15 protein-coding genes are annotated in these 18,104 nt (G+C 38.3%); 14 read left to right on the forward strand and 1 reads right to left on the reverse strand.

The annotated features are described in order from the left end of the window. Nucleotide 1 precedes the first annotated feature (1 nt). The 4 genes from HC728_RS10350 (at nt 2) to HC728_RS10365 (ending at nt 6,463) form a co-directional block, all read left to right on the forward strand. Nucleotides 2–2,245, forward strand: coding sequence for a peptidase U32 family protein (locus HC728_RS10350; protein WP_065639404.1), 2,244 nt, complete (start codon nt 2–4; stop codon nt 2,243–2,245). Nucleotides 2,246–2,389: 144 nt separating this feature from the next. Next, complete coding sequence (locus HC728_RS10355; RefSeq protein ID WP_190395439.1) at nt 2,390–2,920, forward strand: GNAT family N-acetyltransferase; 531 nt, start codon at nt 2,390–2,392, stop codon at nt 2,918–2,920. Between the two features lie 62 nt (nt 2,921–2,982). After that, nucleotides 2,983–3,333, forward strand: a complete 351-nt coding sequence (locus tag HC728_RS10360; protein WP_005419372.1) for a hypothetical protein — start codon at nt 2,983–2,985, stop codon at nt 3,331–3,333. 292 nt (nt 3,334–3,625) lie between these two features. Next, nucleotides 3,626–6,463: an alkaline phosphatase family protein gene (locus tag HC728_RS10365; RefSeq protein ID WP_190395477.1), complete on the forward strand. Its 2,838-nt coding sequence runs from the start codon at nt 3,626–3,628 to the stop codon at nt 6,461–6,463. On the opposite strand, the gene HC728_RS10370 is transcribed toward HC728_RS10365, so the two are convergent. After that, entirely contained in the window at nt 6,460–7,353 is an 894-nt protein-coding gene (locus HC728_RS10370; RefSeq protein WP_190395440.1) for a LysR family transcriptional regulator, read from the reverse strand. The genes HC728_RS10365 and HC728_RS10370 overlap by 4 nt on opposite strands. Before the next feature lie 146 nt (nt 7,354–7,499). Here HC728_RS10370 and HC728_RS10375 point away from each other — a divergent pair, with 146 nt between their 5' ends. The 10 genes from HC728_RS10375 (at nt 7,500) to mltC (ending at nt 18,096) form a co-directional block, all read left to right on the forward strand. Further along, complete coding sequence (locus HC728_RS10375; protein WP_190395441.1) at nt 7,500–8,300, forward strand: putative hydro-lyase; 801 nt, start codon at nt 7,500–7,502, stop codon at nt 8,298–8,300. 48 nt (nt 8,301–8,348) lie between these two features. Then, nucleotides 8,349–9,092, forward strand: coding sequence for a 5-oxoprolinase subunit PxpA (locus HC728_RS10380; protein WP_190395442.1), 744 nt, complete (start codon nt 8,349–8,351; stop codon nt 9,090–9,092). Then, on the forward strand, nt 9,089–9,820 hold the full coding sequence (pxpB, locus tag HC728_RS10385; RefSeq protein ID WP_238933806.1) for a 5-oxoprolinase subunit PxpB: 732 nt from the start codon (nt 9,089–9,091) through the stop codon (nt 9,818–9,820). Before HC728_RS10380 ends, pxpB begins: the two co-directional genes overlap by 4 nt. Beyond that, nucleotides 9,804–10,760, forward strand: a complete 957-nt coding sequence (locus tag HC728_RS10390; protein ID WP_190395443.1) for a biotin-dependent carboxyltransferase family protein — start codon at nt 9,804–9,806, stop codon at nt 10,758–10,760. Before pxpB ends, HC728_RS10390 begins: the two co-directional genes overlap by 17 nt. Before the next feature lie 81 nt (nt 10,761–10,841). Continuing rightward, nucleotides 10,842–12,086 (forward strand): NRAMP family divalent metal transporter, encoded by a 1,245-nt coding sequence (locus HC728_RS10395; RefSeq protein WP_190395444.1) that lies wholly within the window; start codon nt 10,842–10,844, stop codon nt 12,084–12,086. Nucleotides 12,087–12,288: 202 nt separating this feature from the next. After that, nucleotides 12,289–12,966, forward strand: coding sequence for a DUF969 domain-containing protein (locus HC728_RS10400; protein ID WP_005419355.1), 678 nt, complete (start codon nt 12,289–12,291; stop codon nt 12,964–12,966). 9 nt (nt 12,967–12,975) lie between these two features. Continuing rightward, the gene (locus HC728_RS10405) at nt 12,976–13,881 is read left to right on the forward strand and encodes a DUF979 domain-containing protein (protein ID WP_005419353.1); all 906 of its coding nucleotides are present in this window, start codon (nt 12,976–12,978) and stop codon (nt 13,879–13,881) included. An 11-nt stretch (nt 13,882–13,892) separates the two neighbouring features. Then, nucleotides 13,893–14,531 carry a pyroglutamyl-peptidase I gene (gene pcp, locus HC728_RS10410; protein ID WP_190395445.1) on the forward strand — a complete coding sequence of 213 codons (639 nt, stop codon included), beginning with the start codon at nt 13,893–13,895 and terminating at the stop codon, nt 14,529–14,531. Between the two features lie 269 nt (nt 14,532–14,800). Next, nucleotides 14,801–16,693, forward strand: coding sequence for a methyl-accepting chemotaxis protein (locus HC728_RS10415; protein WP_190395446.1), 1,893 nt, complete (start codon nt 14,801–14,803; stop codon nt 16,691–16,693). A gap of 239 nt (nt 16,694–16,932) precedes the next feature. Continuing rightward, the gene (gene mltC, locus HC728_RS10420) at nt 16,933–18,096 is read left to right on the forward strand and encodes a membrane-bound lytic murein transglycosylase MltC (protein WP_065597456.1); all 1,164 of its coding nucleotides are present in this window, start codon (nt 16,933–16,935) and stop codon (nt 18,094–18,096) included. Nucleotides 18,097–18,104: the final 8 nt, after the last annotated feature.

Raw genomic sequence — 18,104 nt, forward strand, 5'->3', positions numbered from 1 at the left:
AATGAGCAGAAAACTTGAATTATTGGCACCCGGCGGTGATGTAGAAGCGATAAAGGCAGCCATCGTAGCAGGGGCAAATGCCGTTTATTGTGGCTTAGATGTATTTAACGCCCGTAACCGTGCATCCAATCTCTCATTTGATGAATTGACAGGTATTTTACGCCTTGCTCATGAGCATGGCTGTGAAGTATTCCTTACTTTGAATATCGTTCTTCTTGAACATGAAATTAAAAGCATTGCTAAATTACTTAATCAACTAGTGAATACATCAGTTGATGGCATTATTGTGCAAGATTTAGCGATGTTTGATTTAGTGAAAAAATACTTCCCAACACTCGATGTTCACGCTTCAACACAATTAACTACGCATAATGAAGGACAAATTAAGTTCTTAGCTAAGTTAGGAGCTTCTCGTGTTAACTTATCTCGTGAACTAAATATTGAAGAAGTGAAATCACTGACTGCTGTTGCTCATGAGCACGATGTTCTAACCGAAGTGTTTGTTCATGGTTCATTATGTATTGCATTTTCTGGTCAATGTTATTCAACATCAGTAAGTGCGGGTAACTCAGGTAACCGTGGCCGTTGTAGCCAAGCATGCCGTGATGAATACGAAGAAACCGCGGTTGGTAACAAATACCCTCTAAACTTAAAAGACAACTCAGCGTATTTTGATTTGCCTGATTTGGTCGATGCTAAAGTTGATTCTTTAAAAGTAGAAGGGCGTATTAAAGGTTCTCATTACGTTTATACAGTTATTGATAATTGGCGCAAAAACATCAATAAATTCATCGAGTCTGGTGATTTATTAGAAGATGATTCAAACCTTCACAAAGTGTTTAACCGTGATTTTACCAATTCATTTTTGACTGGTAACTTAACCAAAGACATGTTCATCGATAATCCTAGAGATCACAGTGTTACTCATGCGGTAGAGAAAAGTAATGCCATTGATGTGGTTCAAATTCATGATGTTAAAGCTGAATTGAACGCAGCAAAAGACAATCTTGGTGAAGAGTTACGTGAGAAAATTCAAGATTTGGATATTTCAAAACTGCCATTATCCATTGCATTTAAAGCACAGCTTGATAATCCATTAAAAGTGGTGGTAGCAACTTCAAAAGAGATCTTTGAATTAGAATCGACATCGTTACTTATGGCTGCTGGTGAGAAGTCAATTACACCAAAAGAGCTAGAGAAACGCTTTAAAGGGGTTTCTAATAGCGATTATGAGTTCTCTGGCTATGATTTTTCTCAAGTTGATGAAGGTTTAATCCTGCCATTTAAAGAGCTTTCAGATCTAAAAGATCAGATTGCGTATCGTTTAAATGGAAATAAAGCCGTTATTAAACATGTTGAATTACCAAAATTAGCTCAAAAACCAAAAGTTGAACAACAACCTAAGTTATCTATGCTTATCGCAGATATTGCCGACTTAAAAGTATGTGATGTCACTGATGCAGATATTTACTTTAAGTTACCAGAAAGCTTTAGACGCAATGATAAAACGTACATCAACATCTTCTCAGAAAACCCAAGATTGATCCCATGGTTCCCTGCGGTATTGATTGGTAAAGATTATAATGAAGCGGTGAAATTCCTTGAAGAAGTAAAACCTGCACGTATTGTTACTAATAATACAGGTATTGCTTATAAAGCGTATGAAATGGGAATTGAGTGGGTCGCGGGTCCATTCATGAATACCACCAACTCACATGCATTAATTACACTAAAAGAAGAGTTTAATTGTGCTGGTGCTTTCATTTCTAATGAAATAAATCAAGGGCAAATGAAACACATTCGTCGCCCTGAAAACTTTAAGTTACTTTACAGCATTTATCATCCAATTTTGTTGATGACAAGTCGTCAATGTTTCTTCCAACAAACGGTTGGTTGTAATAAGCGTGCGATTGAAGCGGGTTGTATGATTAAGTGTGAAAAAGCGACAACCATTACGAACATGAAAGGGGTTTCTTTTGCTGTAGACAAGCAAAAAGGTGGCTATCCAAGTATTTATAACCATGAGCAATTCTTAAACATGGATGTCGTTAATGACTTATCTGATTTGTTTGATGAATTCTTTATTGATCTAACCAATATTGGTGGCGGTTCTAAAGAACAAGCGGATATTGTTGAGTTAGCAACGCACTTTGAGGCTCTGGTTAAAGGTGAAACTGCGGTTCAAGAAACGTTATATTCAATGGTGCCTATTAATACACATAATCAGTATGTGAAAGGTCTTTAATCGAATTCTCGCTTTGATTTAAATAGTCAGCCACGATCACATATCGTGGCTTTTTTTTGTCTATAATCAATTTATAGCAACATAATATTAACGCAAATTCAGTTAACGCCATTGCTAAAGGAAATAACATAAGAGGGATTAATAATGGTCAAATTAGAATTACTAAAACAAAGTGATGCGTCGGCATTACTTGAGTTTGAATTAAATAATAAAGAGTGGTTTGAATCTTTCATTGAAGCCAGAGACGATGATTTTTTTGATGATAGTGGCATAAAAGAACACGTTAATTTTTGTCTGGCTGAATATAAAAAAGGGCTACTTTACCCAACGTTGATTAAAGATGAAAATGGCCAAATACTCGGTAGAGCAAATTTATACAATATCGATAGAGTGAAAAACAGCGGTTCAATCGGATATCGAATTGGTGAAGAGTTTACTTCGCAAGGTTTAGCAACATTAGCCACAAAAGAGCTGTTAGAGATAGGGAAAAACAGATATGAACTATCATCGATAAATGCAGTAGCATCGACAGATAATGCCGCATCTCAGAAAGTCTTAGCAAAAAATGGATTTAAACAAGTTGGATTTAAGCCTGAGTTTGCTTTCGTCGATGGTGAAATTATTGATTGTTATGAATATCGTTGCCTGATTCAGCAATTGACACCGGTTATGTAGAGTAAACATGGTTGTGAGAAGGGGTTTACTATATACTTTCTCGTTTAAAAGGAAATCCAATAATGGAAATGATAATCGTCTCTTCAGAAAGACAGAAACGAATGATCATGATTTTTAGCCGTATGAAAGCTAAAATGTCAGATAAAGCACTTCTCAATAGCTTAGATTCACGCCAAGTTAATTCAACAGCATATCCTGCATTTAAAAAAGCACCAGATCTTCGTGTTGAGCGAATTTATTTGCCATTTGGTGATGATAAAACAGGTTCATTAGATGGAGGTGACTTCTTATATCGTTACCTTTCTAAGGGATACATTTGTCTTGGTGATTTTGAAGGGCAGCCAAAACCTGATTTAACCCCATGGGGCGTGCGATCTGTTCGTCGTCAGCCTAAGATAGGGTTCGGTTTATAATATGAAAGCCAATGTAATTGGTAAGTAAATCAATTGCATAAAAGTGAATTGTAAATCGTAATTCCGACTCAAGTTACAACATTAAGATGTGGTGGGAGTATTCTATAAAATTCAATGTTATGAGTTTTGTAGAGGACTTCCATGAATCGTTATACGTTAAGCTTCATCTCATTATCTTTATTATTTTCAATAATATTGATATCCCACTTGAACTATAACTTAATAAAACAGATTAATGAGATGAATAAAGGAAATTAAAGTGAAAAAAAGAACGGTGTCGTCGTTATTAGGAATGAGTGCGTTATCATTTTCTATGTTGAGCTTGCCATGTTCCGCAAATATCAGTGCAGTGCCTGTTGTTGGCGGTATTGTTAATTCAAGCGAGATCTTAAAACATCAAATCAATGATTCTATTACTTATACGACAACCACCGTTCGTGACGCTGCTATTTTTACTATTGCAGGCCTTACGCTAGATGCTTACATTTTATCTCTACCGCTTGATAGTAGCGTCAAAAAACGTGTTATTGCACAATTATCTAATCCTTATTACGCCATTCCTCTTGGGCATTTTCTTTATACTTTCGTTGATAAATACGGAAACATGGATAATGAAGATGCGTTTAAAGCTTATTTAAAAACTAAATACAGTGAAGAAGAATTACATCGTTTTAGCCATTCTTTGTTCACACTTAATGAGCTTCAAAAAGCAGAAGATGCATCGAAACCATCAGAAGGACATCATCAAGGTTTGAAGGTTGATCGTAAATTTATCGCCAATATGGTCGTGGTTTATGATGAATTGGTTCAAATTGGTGAGTGGAAAGATCTTAATACCTTACCGGATCGCTATACGTATCTTTCAGATAACCCGGAAGACAAAGCCATTATCGATAAGATTAAGCCAATTATATTATCTGGTTTAGAGAAATCTGTGCTTGGTATGGATAAGGGAGAGATGCGAAGTGCATTAGAGCTTATTATTGCAGATGGTAAACCGGAGAATAAAAACAAAGTAAATAATAAAGCAGAAGCCCTGACCATAACGTTGATTGATTTTGTTCGTCTTAACGTGCTGAAATCTTATCGTCAATTTGTGTATCAAGAGCAACGACAAATTGCATTAAATTCATGGTTACAAGAAACATTTAAAGACAATCCTGACACCTTGCTTGCTTATTTAGCATCACGTCAACAGCGTCGATTGGCCGTACAAGTTACGGTAGATGGTCTGCAACAAGGACTTATTGAAGGCTTAGTTACACCAACAGAAAAAACGTTTTTAAATCAGATATATCAAGATTACTTAAATCGCGATGAATATAAGCCTCAGGGGGAGCCAACCTCTCAACCAGAGCATGAACAACAACTTACTTTCTTAAAAACCATTGTAGAAAAGGGTTATCAAGACCCAAACTATCTGCCTTTCTTTAGTCAATTGTATCAAGAGTATGAAAAGAGCATTGTTAATGTTGGCATTTCATCAACACCTACGATAAGCGTTCGTAATTTACCAATAATCAAAACAGGAGCAAAGGTATCTGGCAAGGGAGGAACTGGGATCCCTAATTTCCATTTTGTTGACAGACAAGATGACCGAGCCTATTACTTTTTTGGTAATGATGCGTTGCAGTTAGATCGATTAATGGATGCAAATAAAGTTCAAACTATGTTTGATCGATTAGATTACTTAGTTACGCTCAACTGCAATGCTCAGTATGATTGGAATGCACATACAACTTACGATGGTTTAGTTAATTTAGGGGCAGGAGAAAGCCTGCGTGATTTTGGCGAAAAACGTTGTTTACGTGAATTAACCCAAAGAGCAAAAACAGAAAAAACCATAACGGAAATGAGAGCAGAGCTAATTGAAGAGATTGGCATTTATCAAAATATTTTTGTGTTGGATATTTACAGTAAGCTCACACAGAAATGGAAGATTCAGCAACAACTAGAAATGCTCTCTAAATTAGAGCAAAAAGGAATGCCGGATTACGCCCTTATTTATAACCCATGGCCAGATCACTTTGCTCATTTTACAGGTCCTTTTAGTGATGAAATATTGATGCCTACGGGGGAGCTTAACCGTTTGGACTATTGGTTAACGCAAATTTCAGATGTGTATAAATCCGCTAATGTTTATGATCGCACGTTGTGGGGAATGGCGGGCGATCATGGTTTGGCTCCAGTTTATTATTCATTAAACCCTGAGAAACAAGTATTTGAAACGCTTCAGGCTGAGCTAGATTACCCATTAGTCATTAAGAAAATATCATCGGATGAAGGAGAAGGTCCAAAAATTACGAACGCCCTAAATTATGAAAGTAATAAAGAGGTCGATGTTGTCGTGGCTTCTACTGCTGGTGGTAATTTTATGATGGACTTTTTTAATTCTCAACAAGGATGGAAAGTACAACCTACGTATAGCGAACTCACAACATGGATACCCGTTAATGCACCTGAAGATCAACCGATTAATATTGTGAATGAAATTGCTTCACGTTTAAAAGAATCGTTAGATTATCTGGTTGTGAGAGAAACACCTTGTTCGTTGGATGAATGTCAGATACGAGTTATTGGCTTTAAAGGCGATATAAGAGTTGATGAATTGATCTCTAAGAAGGGCAACCGATTGTTTTATCAACCTGTTGCTGGTTCATCTCAATTACTTGAGGTCGATGTACTTAATATCTATAAACCACAGTTAAACGAGACTGAACAAAAGCAATATGATGAATTATACCAACGTTGCATGATCTCAGCTGATGCTAATGAAGAGAATTCATGGTGTACTGAGCAAGAATGGCGAACATTAACATCATTTACCGCTCGTCCTGATGTGGTAAACCAATTAGCTTATTTGTATGAAGAAGACAGAGCAGGAACGATCAATTTATTTCCTAAGTTTGGTGTTGGCTTTAACACCAAGGTGCCAGGCCGCCATGCTGGAGAGCATTATTTAGAGAAAGATGCGTTCTTAGGGTTTTGGGGTAAGCCTATAAAGAATAAGATGGCACCACTCATCATTGAAGAGAACGGTTCTTTAGCTCCAACACTGTATCAATATTTAACTGAAGAAAAAGTGATAAAAAATGAAAACGGTTGGGGATATCCTTCTTTGTTAAACTAGTTAGCGTTTTTATATTGTTTTACGGCCTCAAAAGTTAGTTTAACTGACTCCATTGTCATCAGATTTACTGGTGTATCAATATAAGCAACAGAAAATTGAAGCGGACTTGGTGACCAGTCTGCTTCAATTATTTCTAACGTATTGTTTTGTAGAGAAGTATGTATGACTTCTTTAGGTAGGATAGCGATACCAATGCCACTCTCAGCGAGTCTGATGCTAGCGGATAGAGAACTCGCAGAGTAAAAGCGTGTTGCTTGATTATTGTGCGTATGAAAATAACGTTCTATTTCATAGTATGGTGACGTGTTTCGGGCGTAGGTAATCAACGGCCATTGAGCAAAATTAAGCACTTTATTTTTTTGTGTTTGTTGTAATGCCGGACTTGCCACCCAGTGTAAATCGTAATTACAGATGGCTTGACTAACCACATTCGGTTCATCAACTACTCCTAATAAAATCGCGATATCAATATTACGTGCTAGCAATTCTTTTCGTAAATTTATGGTGGCATCAACGATAAGCTCTACCTCTAAGTGAGGTAAATTCTGATGAATAAGCGCTAAGTAGTGCGGTAACCATGTATGTACGACCGTTTCCGAAACTCCAATCCGTAAAATCCCAGATATTGCTTCAGCACTGTTTGCTAAAATTTGGAATTGATCGGCATTGTTCAATAACTTTTCGGCTAAAGGTAATAATTCACGTCCTTTGGCTGTTAATGAAATTGAACCAGTATCACGATAAAACAATGCCGTATTAAGTGTTTCTTCGAGATTTGCAATACGCGTAGAGATGGCAGGCTGTGTTGTACATAAATGCTTTGCTGCTTGGCGAAAACTCCCCAAATGCGCTATCCAGACAAACGTTTCCAGCTGTTTTAAATTGAGCATTTAAGCCTCTCTTTTATTAATTTGTTGAGGGGGGATAAATTTTTTTTATCAAGAATAGCAGAAAAATACGAATAGACATTATATAAATAAGCAGTAATGTAACTCTTGGTTAACGATAAAATTACAAATAACGAAAGGATTGTTATATGGATCAAGGACTGTCGCTCAATACACTGCCTCTTAAAGAATTACGTAATCTTATTAGAAATAATCAATTTACGGGTTCAACAACGGGGTGTGCTGCAGGATATTTACAAGCCAACCTTGTTATATTGCCAGCTGAGTGGGCAACCGATTTTTTGCTGTTTTGTCAAAAAAATCCGGTGGCGTGTCCTTTAATTGATGTTACTCAACCAGGAGAAAAGTACCTGCAATCAATCGGAAGGGATATTGATTTATCAACTGACGTTCCTGAATATCATGTTTTTTATGATGGGGAATTTGAAACCGCAGTCTCTGATCTTTCCACATTATGGAGAGAAGATTTAGTTACTTTTGTTTTAGGGTGCTCTTTCTCGTTTGAAGAGGTGTTAATACAATCTGGTTTATCCATCCGAAATATCGATGAAGGGAAGAACGTCTCAATGTATGACACCAGTATTCCTTGCCAATCATCAGGAAAATTCAGTGGAAACTATGTGGTGTCAATGCGCCCATTTACTTCCATTGATGCCATTCGCGCCATTCAAATCACAACTCGTTTTCCTAAAGCACATGGAGCACCAGTTCACTTTGGCGATCCAAGCCTTATTGGCATTAACGATATATCAAATCCAAACTATGGCGACGCCGTTGAAATAAAGCCAAATGAAGTGCCTGTTTTTTGGGGGTGTGGCGTTACACCACAAAATGTCATTCGTCAGAGTCGACCGCCATTTTGTATTACTCATGCACCGGGAAAAATGTTGATCACTGATCGCCTAAGTTCTCAGTTTGCCGTGCTTTAAAGCATACATTTATTGTTACTACCAAATTTAATAATTAAGGAGCAGGGAATGAGAATTAATTGTGATATGGGCGAAAGTTTCGGTTTATGGCAGTTAGGTAATGACAGTGCAGTGATGCCGGCTTTAGATATGGCGAATATTGCATGTGGTATGCATGCTTCAGATCCAAGTGTCATGATGAAAACGGTGGCACTGGCAAAGGCGCATGGCGTGGCGATTGGTGCTCATCCTGGTTATAACGATATTCAAGGTTTTGGTCGACGTGATATCTCAATGGATTCAGACGACTTAGCCGCGCTGTTTATCTATCAGCTAGGTGCATTAGAAGGGATTTGCCAAAGTCAGCAGACCTCGTTGAGTTATGTAAAACCACATGGCGCATTATATAACGCAATGATGAAAAATGACGTCATTCTTCAAACGTTATTAGAAGCCTTGAAGCGATATGATGTGACGTTACCTTTGGTTATTATGGCCGTTCCTGATCATCAACGTTATGTAGATATGGCGAATGAGTATGGCATTACACTTTGGTTTGAAGCCTTTGTAGACAGAGCATATGACGAGCAAGGGCGTTTAGTTCCAAGAAGTATTCCCGGTTCAAGCCATCACTCAGATGAAGCCATACAAAAACAAGCAAATCAATTAATAGATGAAGGCTGTGTAACGACCTTAAATGGCGACATTATAAAAATACACGCAGATACATTGTGTATTCATGGGGACGGACCATTTGCTGTCTCTACGGCTGAATATCTACGAAAAAAATTAAAATCAAAGTCGGAGTCATGATGAAAATATCCGCTGTCAATGAATCGACTTTGTTACTTACCTTTGCTGATAAAGTCAGTCCTGAAGTCGCTGACATGATTGCTGAATCAGTCACTCTTTTTACTCAAGAGCTCGGTTCACTTATTGTCGATATTGTTCCTTCATACACCTCTATATTAATCACATATGATACCTCTAGTGTAGATTTACGCCGCTTTATGATGCAGTTACGTCAGTGTATACCTTCTGATTTACAGAAGATGCAATCAAGTAAGTCTACAGTAGAAATAGAACTGCCAGTCTATTATGGAAAAGAAGTGTCGCTTGATGCTGATGAGATTTGTGAACATACAGGGTTAAGTTTTGAAGAGGTGATATCAATACATTCATCTCAAACGTATCGAGTTTATGCCATAGGTTTTGCTCCCGGATTTGCTTATTTGGGGAATACGGATTCTAGAATTCATGTCCCTAGAAAAAGCACACCACGTTTAATGGTGCCTGCTGGAAGTTTAGCTATTGCAGAACAACAAACGGCTATATATCCAAAATCATCTCCTGGTGGCTGGCAAATAATAGGAAGAACGCCTGTCAACCTTATTGATTTTAATCGTAAAAACTTAACCTTATTTGAGATGGGAGCGAAAGTAACCTTTGTTTCAATTTCTCGTGAAACCTATATTGAAATGGGTGGTGAATTACCATGTGAACCAGAGTCTGTGAGGGATATAAATGACGTTACGAATTAATAGCACTGGCCCATTAGCATTACTTCAAGATAAAGGACGATTTGGTCACCAGTCCGTTGGTGTGACTCCGGGTGGTCCAATGGACGAACATGCGTTTGATTGGGCAAATAAGTTACTTGGTAATGATCTTAATGCAACTCAAATTGAAATCACACTAGGGCAATTTAGCTGTACTTTTTATGCTGCAACCACGATGGCATTAACTGGTGCGGATATGCAGGCCAAATTAAATGGTAACCCAATAGTCCCTTGGCAGAGTTATGCGATTAATTCAGGTGATAGGCTTGAAATGGGGGTTGCGAGTGCGGGGCTGCGAGCTTATTTATCAGTGAGTGGTGGATTTAAAATTGATAATATTTTAGGCAGTACAGCAACAGTGGTTCGTGATGGGTTAGGCGGCCTCGAAGGAAATGGTAAACCACTCAAAGCAAACGTACTTATTCGTTACTCTGTAGATGTATCTCAGTTATCAACGGTATTTTCAGAACCAAGATTACGTAAACAAGTTCCAAATCGTTTTATTCCCACATATGGTAAACATATAAAGGTAGGAGTGATCCCGAGTTATCAATATGATGATTTTTTACCGGAAGAGCGTGAACGATTTTTTTCTACGGTTTATACCGTGTCAAATAACATTGATCGAATGGGATACCGACTATCTGGTGAAGCCATTCAATGTCAACGTAATAACCTGATTTCAGAAGGGGTTGCTCTTGGGGCAATACAAATTCCGAATGATGGTCAACCTATTGTACTAATGCGTGATCGTCAAACGATTGGGGGCTATCCGAAAATTGGCTGTGTAATACACGCTGATATTAGTCGTTTATCTCAATGTGTTCCGGGTTCAACGGTTCAGTTCTACGAAAAAGAACTGCATAACGCAGAAGCAGAGTTACATATTCAACGTCAGTTTTTTACTTCTTATAACTCTTAATAATTCTAATAAATATCGTCGATAGACGAGAAACTACTGCAACAATAAGGATGCAGTGACGTGATAACAAAAGGAAATGATATGTCATCAGAAAAAGTCATGAGTGAGTCGTCAAATGCGTCCACAAAGGAAGGACAGCTACCGAAAAGTTCAGGTGTTAGTTGGTCATTGATAATGGGCGCTGCCTTTTTGATGGCAACCTCAGCAGTTGGTCCCGGTTTTTTAACTCAAACAACAGTATTCACACAAACATTAGGGGCTAGTTTTGCGTTTGTTATTCTGGTTTCTATTATTTTAGATATTGGTGCTCAATTAAATATTTGGCGTGTAATCGTTGTTTCCAAAAAACGCGCTCAGGATATAGCAAATGATTTACTTCCTGGTTTAGGTTATGCAATTGCAGGAACCGTAGCTCTAGGAGGGTTAGCATTTAATATCGGTAACATTGGTGGTGCAGGGATGGGGATGAACGTGTTATTCCCGAGTATTTCTCCGATAATAGGGGCCTCAATCAGTGCCGTTATTGCTGTAACCATTTTTATGTTAAAAGATGCCGCTAAAGTGATGGACCGTTTTACTATTTTAATGGGTGCGGCATTAATAGTAATGACTCTGTATGTTCTTTTCTCAACGTCTCCACCGATTGGAGAGGCATTGTATCGTTCAGTTTGGCCTGAAAAATTAAACGTTCTTGCAATCATCACGTTAGTTGGTGGCACGGTTGGTGGTTATATTACTTTTGCTGGGGCACACCGATTAATTGATGCTGGAGTAACAGGAAAAGAAGCGCTGCCACAAGTGAATCGAGGTTCAGTTTCTGCGATTAGTGTGGCTTCAATCGTGCGTGTTATTTTGTTTTTAGCAGCGTTAGGTGTAATTAGTACAGGGGTCACTCTGGATCCTTCAAATCCGCCAGCATCAATGTTCCAACACGCTGCCGGTAATATAGGTTACAAAATTTTCGGTTTAGTTCTTTGGGCTGCGGCCATTACTTCCGTTATCGGTGCTGCATATACGTCAGTGTCGTTCTTAAAAACATTACACCCGATGATTGATTTGCACTCTCGTAAATTTATTATTGGTTTTATTGTTATCTCTACTTTTATCTTCTGCTTTATCGGTAAGCCTGTTGTTCTTCTTATTGTTGCTGGTGCTCTAAACGGATTTATTCTACCTGTTACCTTAGGCATTATGTTAATAGCGGCAAAGAAAGCGCAAATTGTAGGAGACTATAAGCACCCGCTATGGATGTCGGTGTTTGGGTGGTTAATTACTGCAATGATGGCAGCAATGAGTGTATATACCTTATATATGTTGATTATTTAACCTGTGAGGCACACTTTCTTAAATATTTTGCACAAATTAATAATAAAAAATATTTAAAAACTTCTCATCTACTTAATTTTGAATATACTCGTTAAATGCCCCGAAACGTCCTATAACGTTTTGGGGTTGTTTGGTTTTACCCATTTTAAAAACTAACTGTATCTTGCTATGGGAGTAAAGATACTATTTATAAGGATGTAATATGATTGATTTTTGGCCATTAATTGGTGTCTTAATCATCACAGTCGGTCTTGCATTACGCTTGAACACTTTATTAGTTATTTTAACTGCCGGTATTGTTACCGGTTTGGTTGCTAAGATTGATTTTATCGAGATTTTATCAATCCTCGGGGCTTCTTTTACGCAAAACCGCTATATGTCTTTATTCATTCTTGTTCTACCTATGATAGGGGTTCTAGAGCGTTTTGGATTAAGAGAAAGAGCAGAAACCTTGATTGGTTCAATTAAACAAGCATCCGCAGGTCGTGTAATGCTTACGTATCTATTATTACGTAAAGTGACAAACGCACTTGGTTTGAATCTGGGTGGTCACCCATCAATGATCCGTCCGTTGGTTGCTCCAATGGCAGAAGCTGCAGCAGAAAAAGGTAGAAAACCATTAACAAATAAAGAGAAACAACATTTGCGCGCTTTAGCTGCAATGAGTGAAAACTTTGCTAACTTCTTTAGTCAGCTGATCTTTATTGGTGCTGGTGGTTTGTTGCTTATCAAAGGTGTGTTGGAAGAACACGGTTACAGTGTAGCGTTAAACGATATGTTTATGTGGGCAATTCCAACTGCATTGGCATCATGTGTTGTCTTTTATGTTCGAGCATGGATAGAAGATTCGCGTTTGGCAAAAGCTGGTAAGCAAGAGTAGGGATTCATCATGTTAGAATATATTTATCAAGCAACGGGTTTATTATTAATTGCCTTTTCGGTTCAAAGCTTTATGGATAAGGAAAATCCAAAAGCAATTGGTACAGGTTTATTTTGGTTGGCATATGGTGTTTCTTTCTGTTTAGGAAGCATTTTACCTGATTGGTTTGTCGGCGTTTTGGTGTTACTTATGACACTGATTGCTTCTGCTGGGCTAATGGGAATTGGTTCTTATCATTCAAGTGATAATGAATTTAGAAAAGCCAGTGCGAAATCATTACAAAACATGCTATTTCTTCCTGCGATCATCGTTCCTGTCGGTACCATTTTATGGAGTCAAGTAACCGGTGAAAGTGCGCTTATTGGTTTAGGAATAAGCTCTGTTGCGGCTTTATTAGTTGCAAATGGAATGACCAAATGTCGACCTGTTCAAAGCATACATGAAGGTCGTCGTTTAATTGATACCATTGGGTGGGCGGCTATTTTGTCGCAATTCTTAGCGGCACTTGGTTATCTGTTTGGTCAAGCGGGTGTTGGTGATACCGTTTCACAAATCGTAAAAGAAATTGTGCCTCATGGTAGCGTTTTAGCTTATGTTATTGCTTATACATTCGGCATGGCTATCTTCACCATTGTTATGGGTAATGCGTTTGCTGCGTTTGCTGTTATCACTGCAGGTATTGGTATTCCGCTACTCATAGTTGAAATGGGTGGTAATCCAGTGATCGTTGGTGTGCTTGGTATGGTTTCTGGCTATTGTGGAACCTTAATGACACCGATGGCGGCCAACTTTAATGTTGTACCTGCCGCACTATTAGAGTTAGAGAATAAAAACCAAGTGATTATTACTCAGTTTATTCCTGGTTTTATCATGTTACTTATTAATACTACATTTATGTATCTGTTTGCGTTTTAGGGAATTAGGCAATGAAAAAGATTTTAATTACGGGTTTTGAACCATTTGGTAACGATAAAATCAATCCTGCATTGGAAGCGGTTAAGTTAATTGCAGGGCGCAAGCTTAATGGTGGTGAGATCGTTATTTGTCAGGTTCCTGTGGTTCGATACAAATCGATTGAAACCGTTAAACAAGCAATTGAAGAGCAACAACCCTATGCGGTTATTACTGTTGGTCAAGCATCAGGACGTGCAGCCATTACACCTGAGCGTATTGCAATCAATGTAGACGATTTTAGAATCCCTGATAACGAGGGTATTCAAGTTATTGATGAGCCAGTCGTCGCTGGTGGGCCAGACGCTTACTTTACGACACTTCCTATCAAAGCGATGGTTAGTGAAATTCAGGCGCAAGGCATACCTGCCACGGTTTCAAATACCGCAGGGACATTTGTGTGTAACCATCTGTTTTATGGAATACAACATTACTTAAAAGACACGAATGTTCGTCATGGTTTTGTACATATTCCATTATTACCAGGGCAATCGGTTGATGGTTCACAACCAACGATGAAACTTGAGCAAATTGCAGAAGGTTTAGCAATAGCGGCACAAGCCATCATTGATAACGATTCTGATATTCAACAAGGTGCAGGAACGATCTGTTAAGATAAGTAACCTCACTTCTTTAAAGCCTAAGAATAATGTTTATTGTTCTTAGGTTTTTTTATGCCTGAAGAAATTATAAGAGATTTAACGAGATAGACAGTTAAGTTTGTGAAAATGAACACATTTTGATGTGCGTCGAATGTTATATGATGCGTTGTGTAACTATTTGTTTCAATTATGAGATATATGTCAGTAAACCGAGGTTGGCTAGGTTCGTTTTACTGTTTCCGCATGTATCACCAATTAAAATTATTAGAAGTAGACGTATTATGCATCTAACATTAAAAACTAAACTCGTGTTGACGAGTCTTTCGCTTATTGTATTAACCATTGTATCTCTTGGTACTTTCTCGTATCAGACAATGAAAACTCAAGCATGGGATGCCATTCAAAGTGAAAGTGGAAATACAGCGAAGGCTTATAGCTTAGGTATTGGCGATTGGTTTAAAGGTCGTCAAGATGCGATTGTTGCCATGAAAGAAGCAATAGAGCGAGATCCTAACTTGGATATGGTTGCTCATTTAAAACAGACATTCACATCAGGCGGTTTTGGTTTAAGTTATTACGGTGACGAAAATGGCGTGATGCAACGCCAAGATCCATCGTTAAATAAAGCAGGGTATGATCCGCGAACTCGTGGCTGGTACAAAGAAACATTGGCAGCTAATAAGGGGATAACAACAAAACCTTATGTTAGTCATACTATGCAAGCTCTTGTTGTTACCTTAACAGAACCGGTTCGTGAAAATGGGCGTATTGTCGGTGTCACTGCATCTAACTTGGCATTAGGGGCATTAATTGATGATGTTCTTGATATTCCCGTTCCAGGCAATGGTTATGCCATGCTACTGGATGTGAGCAATAAAATCGTTGTTGCTCACCCAAATGAGAAAATGGCGTTAAAACCAATTTCAGAACTTGGCAATGGATTCGATGCTAACAATTTAAGTAATGAAATTGCATCTGATGGTTTTTTCTTTACCAAAGAGAATGGGAAAGAGAAAGCGGTCATGATAACGGCGGTTCCAAATACCAATTGGGCAATTACCTTGGTGATGGACAAAGACATATTAGAAGCGCCATTAAATTCGATGCTTTTTGAATTGCTGTCTATTGGAGCGTTAATCTTACTGTTTGTATCTATGTTCACAGGATGGCTTGTAACTCGTCAATTACGAGAGCTTGGTACGGTTTCGGATGCGTTAGCGGATATCGCAAATGGTGAAGGCGACCTTACGGTTCGTATTAATGTTAAATCTGATGATGAAGTAGGTAAGTTAGCTGATAACTTCAACCAGTTCGTATCACGCTTGCATGCGATGGCATCAAATTTACGTGAAATAACCTTTGAGCTAAATCGTTCAGCAGCAGAAAGTGCAGATTCAGCCGTTCAACGCAGTCAAAATATTCGTCATCAACAAGATGAAATAACCATGGTTGCTACTGCAGTAACTGAGATGGCGAGTGCGACACAAGAGATTGCTGGAAATGCTGAAAACACAGCTAAATCGGCAGAGCAAGCGGTGGGGTTAACACAAACAGGCCACGATCAAGCAAATCAAAGCCAAGCATCTATCGGAAACCTTGCTCGTGAGGTAAATAGCGCGGTAGGCATTATTGAAGATCTTAACGGACACGCACTCAAAATCAGCTCAATTTTGGCCACCATTCGTTCGATAGCCGAGCAAACAAACTTACTCGCATTAAACGCAGCAATCGAAGCGGCACGTGCTGGCGAGCAAGGTCGAGGATTTGCGGTTGTGGCTGATGAAGTTCGAGTTCTATCTCAACGTACTCATACTTCAACAGAAGAGATTCAAGCCATGATAGAAACGCTTCAATCAACAACACAAGAAGCGGTTTCAGTCATGTCGGACAGTCATCACTTGGCAGAAACAAGCGTAAAAGATGTCGATGAAGCGGGAGTCAGTATTGGGAATATTGCTGCGCAAATTAATGTGATCAGTGATATGGCGACTCAAATTGCTTCTGCTGCAGAAGAGCAGTCAAGTGTTACGGCTGAAATTAGTCGAAATACAGAAGGGGTACAAGAGGTAGCTAACCAAATGGCACATGAAGCAGAGACCGCGGCATTACAGGCTGAGTCATTAAAATCGTTAGCTGATTCATTAGAAGAAGAAATTAAACGATATAAACTGTAACTTATTAATAAACAGTAAAAAACCGTCCAATAGTGACGGTTTTTTTACGTCAAAAAAGTGTGATTTTGTTTCCAATGTTGTGTAAGGCAACACCTTGTAAAAAAACTTATGAAGTTTGTTTCGTATGCTATTCCAAAAAAATAAACAATGTGTAAAATACGCCTCCTATTAGCAACACCTAATGTGTAATCTATCCCAGTGCATTGAAAAATTCATTCAATTCGCTATTTAGGACATCGATGAAAAACGTATTAATTCCTTTTATTATTTCTTTAGCGACAGTCTCCTGTACGCCTATTTTTGATGGCAATTTCCAAAGACCTAACTCGAATTCATGCAATTGTGAGAGTGACACTACCAACTCGAACAATAGCACAACCTCAAAGCCAGATTCTTGGAAACCTAGCACATCAAAACCAAATCAAAGCATTGAAGAGCAGTTAGAAAATCTTGCTAATCATGTTCATAAAACATGGGGAGATAAAGAGTTTTTAGAAGCGGGTAAGCACCGTTACGTTAAGTATTTGGATGGATATAGAACTCGCGCGCATATCGATTTTGATAAAGGCAAAATTTACGTTTCGACGATCTCTCAATACCAGCCGAAAGAGACGTTGAAAAAAGCGATTATTGGCACCGTATTAATGCCAGCAGATCCATCACATGTGGATTTATTTAGCGATAAATCGATTCCGTTGCGTGGACGTCCATTCTTACTTGGCCAAATTAAAGACCAAGAGAACAAAGACATTGAATGGCCATGGCGAGCAGGCCGTTATGCTGATTACTTAATCGAAAATAAGTTACAAACTAAAACCATTAAAAATGGTAAAGCGTATTACGTTGAGATATCTATGGTTGATGACCATTTAGAGCAACGTGAATTCCAATATGCTGATTTAATTAAAAAAGCATCAAAAGAGTACGATATTTCAATCGACTTAATCTATGCAATTATTCAGACAGAGAGTAGCTTTAACCCTTATGCTGTAAGCCATGCAGGCGCTTATGGTTTAATGCAAGTGATCCCAAAAACCGCAGGAGCGGATGTCTTTAAATTAGTTAAGAATAAACCGGGGATCCCAACAAAAGAATACCTGTTTAATCCTGCGCATAATATCGATACCGGTACAGCGTATTTCTATATTTTGAAGAATCGTTATTTAAGAGACATCAAACAGCCAACCAATAAGCATTACAGTATGATCTCGGCTTATAACGGTGGATCAGGTGGCGTTTTCTCAACATTTGACCCAAGCAGAACTAAAGCCATTGATGAGATAAATAGTTTGCAACCAAATCAGCTTTATTGGGCACTAACAAACAAACATCCTAAAGCAGAAGCTCGTAGATATTTAGAAAAAGTCCTTAAATTTCAAAAAGAATTTAACGAGAAAAGTTAGATAAAATT

It is taken from the genome of Aliivibrio sp. S10_S31, from assembly GCF_014694495.1.
Classification (GTDB): domain Bacteria; phylum Pseudomonadota; class Gammaproteobacteria; order Enterobacterales; family Vibrionaceae; genus Aliivibrio; species Aliivibrio fischeri.